The sequence below is a fragment of the Oleiphilus sp. HI0061 genome, from assembly GCF_001635675.1.
Genome location: NZ_LWFE01000141.1, coordinates 1 through 787 on the forward strand (window position 1 = coordinate 1; position 787 = coordinate 787).

At 42.3% G+C, this 787-nt stretch carries 1 pseudogene; it reads left to right on the top strand.

The features are described 5' to 3' along the window. Positions 1-787, top strand: a pseudogene (locus A3735_RS30085) (type I restriction endonuclease subunit R); the annotation flags it as partial.

A 787-nucleotide genomic window follows, 5' to 3' on the forward strand; every position in this document is an offset into this window, starting at 1 on the left:
TTGCTCGTGTGAATCGCTTACACAGTAAAAAGCAATTTGGTTATTTGATTGATTATCGCGGAATCTTAAAAGAGTTAGATACTACGATTGAAAAGTACCAAGACCTAGCTGAACGTACTCAAGGTGGCTTTGATATCGAAGACCTTCAAGGTTTGTATCACAGCATGGATACTGAGTATAAGAAGTTACCTGGATTATATAGCGACTTGTGGGCCATCTTTAGTGAGGTTAAAAACAAACAAGACCCCGCAGCCATGCGCCAGACCCTCGCGCCAAAAATTAAAGAAATCGAAGGCCAGTTGGTCGATACCAACCTAAAGAAGCGTGACGACTTTTATTCTGCCTTAACGGCCTTTTCTAACTGTATGAAAGTCGCTCTTCAGTCAGCCACTTTTTTCGAAGATAAGAGCTTTGATAATAAGCGCCAGCTTTATAAAGACACACTGAAAATGTTCGTGAGCTTGCGAAAACAAGTTCGCGAAGACGCCAATGAAACTATCGATTATGACGAGTACAGCGACGATATCCACGCGCTATTAGATAAACATATCGCCGGGCTTGAGGTAAGAGAGCCAGAAGGTGCTTATCTTGTCGGAAATATGGGTAAAAACGTCAAGCCACAAGATATGAGTGACGATGAGGCACGTAATCAAACTGATAAAATTACCGGCCGAATCACTAAAATGATTGAGCAAGACTTGGCGGATGATCCTTACGCTCAAGCTCACTTCTCCAAGCTACTTAAAGAGGCTATCGAAAAGACGAAAGAAATGTTTGATGCACCGGT